The 3,689-nt window shown below is 69.3% G+C and carries 4 protein-coding genes; 2 read left to right on the forward strand and 2 right to left on the reverse strand.

The annotated features are described in order from the left end of the window. Window positions 1-92: 92 nt before the first annotated feature. The gene (fadD4, locus tag LI92_RS20380; RefSeq protein ID WP_046322100.1) at window positions 93-1,646 is read right to left on the reverse strand and encodes a fatty-acid--CoA ligase FadD4; all 1,554 of its coding nucleotides are present in this window, start codon (window positions 1,644-1,646) and stop codon (window positions 93-95) included. A 2-nt stretch (window positions 1,647-1,648) separates the two neighbouring features. Then, complete coding sequence (locus LI92_RS20385) at window positions 1,649-1,909, reverse strand: hypothetical protein (RefSeq protein ID WP_046322101.1); 261 nt, start codon at window positions 1,907-1,909, stop codon at window positions 1,649-1,651. 83 nt (window positions 1,910-1,992) lie between these two features. Here LI92_RS20385 and LI92_RS20390 point away from each other — a divergent pair, with 83 nt between their 5' ends. Together LI92_RS20390 and LI92_RS20395 are read left to right on the forward strand one after the other, a co-directional pair. Further along, window positions 1,993-2,982 carry an alpha/beta hydrolase gene (locus LI92_RS20390; RefSeq protein WP_152665572.1) on the forward strand — a complete coding sequence of 330 codons (990 nt, stop codon included), beginning with the start codon at window positions 1,993-1,995 and terminating at the stop codon, window positions 2,980-2,982. 20 nt (window positions 2,983-3,002) lie between these two features. Beyond that, a partial coding sequence (locus LI92_RS20395) for an SDR family NAD(P)-dependent oxidoreductase (RefSeq protein WP_046322103.1) occupies window positions 3,003-3,689 on the forward strand: 687 nt, incomplete at its 3' end.

The raw sequence follows: 3,689 nt of genomic DNA on the forward strand, positions 1-3,689 counted from the left end.
ATGTGTATAAGAGACAGCGGCTGGCGTGTTGTTCACCATCCGCCCGGACCGCTGGTTGAGCGCTGACTTCTCCGGCGATCTGTAGCCGCCCCTCACACCGGGGGGTCGGTCGGCCGGCTCACCACCGCCGCCGCGTAACGCTGAACCAGTTCCTGCTTGCGCAGTTTGCCTGCCTCGGTGCGCGGCAGCACGTCCTCGAAGGCAATCGACCGCGGGCATTTGTAGGCGGCCAGCCGGTCGCGCAACCAGGCGATCAGCTCCTGGGCGAAGTCCTCGCCGGCGTCGGTCGGGTGCACGCACTGCACCACCGCTGTGACCGACTGCCCCATGGCCGGATCCGGGATGCCGAAGACCGCGGCGTCGAGTACCCGGGGGTGGCTGATCAGCAGGTTCTCGGCTTCCTGCGGGTAGATGTTGACCCCGCCGGAGATGATCACATGGTGCCGGCGGTCGGTCAGGTACAGATAGCCGTCTTCGTCGAGGTAGCCGATGTCGCCGACGGTGACCCAGCCCCGGTCGTTGCGGGTCGCGGCGGTCTTGGCCGCGTCGTTGAGGTAGGAGAAGGGCAGGCCCCCTTCGAAGTAGATCTCCCCGGGCTCGCCGGCGGGCAGTTCGGCACCGTCCTCGCCGAGGATGTGCACCGCACCGCCCATCGGCCGGCCCACCGAGCCCGGATGCGCCAGCCAGTCCTGCGCCCGGATGTAGGAGGCTCCGGCGCCTTCGGAGGATCCGTAGAACTCATCGATGATCGGCCCCCACCACTGCAGCATCTGCCGCTTGATCTCCGGCGGGCAGGGCGCCGCGGCATGCACCACCCGGCGCAGGCTGGACACGTCGTAGCCGGCGCGTACCGCCTCGGGCAGCTTGAGCATCCGGACGAACATGGTCGGCACGAACTGTGCGTGGGTGACGCGGTAGCGCTCGATCGCCTCGAGTGCACCGCAGGGGTCGAACTTCTCCAGCATCACCACCGTCGCGCCGAGGGCCTGCGCGGACATCGACCAGAACGACGGCGCGGTGTGATACAGCGGCGCGGGGCTCAGATACACCGAGTCCGAGTCGATGCCGGCGGCGGTGAGCAGCGGCGCCAGCAGCAGCCCGGCGTCCTGCGGTGACCGGTGCGACAGCTCGCGGCGGATTCCCTTGGGCAGCCCGGTGGTGCCCGAGGAGTACTGCAGCAGATCGCCCTCGCGTTCGTCGGCGATCGGCCCGTCCGGCCGGTGTGCCACGCAGTCCGGGTACTGCTGCCAGCCGTCGAGCTGCCCGCCGGCCAGGATCCGCAGCTCCGGCAACCCGCCGGCGAGATGCGAACCCAGCGCAGCGCAGACGTCCCGGGTGGCAGCCGACCCCACTATGGCTGTGGCGCCGCTGTTCTCGAGGATGTAGGCGGCTTCGGCAGCGGTGAGGTGCGTGCTGATGGTCGCGTAGTACAGCCCGCAGCGACGGGCGGCCCACATCACCGCGTGCATGTGTTCGTTGTTCTCCATCAGTACGGCGACCGTGTCGCCCTCACGCAGTCCCGCCGCCCGGAAATGGTGCGCCAGCCGGTTGGCTCGCGCCTCGAGTTCGGCGAACGTGAGCTGGATGCCGCTCGGATGCAGGATCAACGCGGTTCGCCCGGAATCCGCCCACTGCCGAATCTGCATGATCAGTCCGAGGCCGGCAGCGGCTTGGCCGCCCGCAGTACCAGCGCGCGCCCGGCGAACCGCAGCGGCCCGGCGCCGGCCTTGACGCACAGCACTTCCAGCCCGGATTCCTCATCGGCGTACCGCTTGCCGACCAGGATCGGCTCCTGCCCGTCCTGACCCTCGGGCGCGGAGAGCTCACCGTCGGTGGACGGCGGCCGGACGACCATGACCTCGCAGGTGGACCCGGGCAACGTCAGCCGGGTTCCGGACTTGAGTGTCATGCGCACCTCCTAATAGGATACTGATCTATTCGATAGTATCCGGCCCGGCAACCCGAGGAGGCCACGGTGCACGGGAGCACGTCGTGACGACTGGCCAGCAGCTGGCTATCTCCTTCGTCGCCGGGAGAAGCCTGCGCGCCCGTGCGGTAAGCAACGCCGCCACGGTACTGGTGAAGCCGGCGGTCTACGTCGGCGGTCATCTCCTGGATCTCCCGTGGCCGTTCGCCGTTGCCGAACTGGCCGCCAAATGCCTGCCCAAACTGTCCGGGGTCACCGTCGAGCCGGTGCGTGTCGGCGAGATGTACGCCGAGATGATCCGGCCGGCCGCCGGCCCCCGGTCGCCACATGTCCTGCTGTACCTGCATGGCGGGGCCTTCTACGTCGGGGGGCCCAACACCCATCGCCGGGCGGTGTCGCACCTGGTCCGCGAAACCGGTCAGACCGCACTGGTGGTGGATTACCGTCAGAGCCCCCGCCACCCGGTCAGCAGTTCGGTACGCGACTGCGCGGCAGCCTTCGAGTGGCTGATCGCCCAGGGCTACCGGGCCCGCGACATCAGCATCGTCGGCGACTCGGCGGGGGGCTTCCTGTCCGTGGCCACCGCCATCACCGTGCGAGGGCGCGGTCTCGGCAACCCGGCCGGGCTGGTGTGCTGGTCGCCGGGCCTGGACTTCACCCCCCTACCGCACCGCCGCGGGCGGTACCGGGACGCGTTGATCGGCCGCCGCGCCTACAACGCCCTGTGCCGGAGCCTGGCGAAGGTCGAGTCGCGGTCCGGTGGCGCCGACGGTATCGGAGCCACCACCAGCCTGCTGCGCGCCGATGTCACCGGCTTGCCCGCCACCCTCATCCAGGTCGGCTCGCAGGAGTTCGTCGCGCCCGATGCCGTAGATTTCGCCCGGTACCTGGCCGACAACGGTGTGCCGACCACCCTCGAACTGTGGGACCGCCAGATCCACGTCTTCCCGGTCCTGGCCGACATCCTGCCGGAGGGCATGGCCGCGCTGCGCCGCGCGGCCGTGTACCTCAACGAACTCCATGCGGCAACACCCGGCACCCAACCAGCTGCCTGAACCAAAGGATCTGCCCTGATATGACACCGAATCCGCTCCGCCGTGCCATGCGCCAGTCGATCAACGTGCTGACCAAGCCGGTACCTCTTCCCCGGTGGGGCACCCCGTCGCTGGCCGACCGCGTCTCCGGCCGCGTCGTTCTCATCACAGGCGCCTCGAGCGGCATCGGCAAACGGCTGGCCGAGCGGGTCGCGGGCGCGGGGGCCACCGCCGTCGTCACGGCGCGGCGCGCCGAGGAACTCGACCGTCTGGTGCAGTCGATCGAGGCCACCGGCGGGAAGGCGCACGCGGTGGTCGGCGATCTCTCCACCGAGGAGGGCATCAACGAGGTCGCCCAGACCGTGCTCGACCGTTTCGGGGCGCCGGACGTCTTCGTGAGCAACGCGGGCAGATCCATCATGCGCTCGGTCGCCGAATCCGAACACCGCCTGCACGACTACGAGCGCACGATGCGGCTCAACTACCTGGCCGGCGTAGGCCTGACGCTGCGCCTGCTGCCCGAGATGCGCAGGCGCCGAAGCGGCCACGTCGTGCACAGCTCCTCGATCGGGGTGCTGTCGAACCTACCCACGTTCTCGGCGTACATCGGCTCGAAGGCGGCGTTGGACGCCTTCTTCGGCGTCGCCGCGATCGAGAGTCTGCGCGACGGCGTCCACTTCACCAACGTGCATCTGCCGCTGGTCGACACCGCTGTCTCTTATACACAT

Source organism: Mycobacterium sp. UM_Kg1, assembly GCF_000972925.1.
Lineage (GTDB): Bacteria > Actinomycetota > Actinomycetes > Mycobacteriales > Mycobacteriaceae > Mycobacterium > Mycobacterium hiberniae.

Coding starts and splice junctions, on each gene's coding strand:
- fadD4 (WP_046322100.1), bottom strand. CDS start 1,646: ATGCAGATTCGGCAGTGGGCGGATTCCGGGCGAACCGCGTTGATCCTG.
- LI92_RS20385 (WP_046322101.1), bottom strand. CDS start 1,909: ATGACACTCAAGTCCGGAACCCGGCTGACGTTGCCCGGGTCCACCTGC.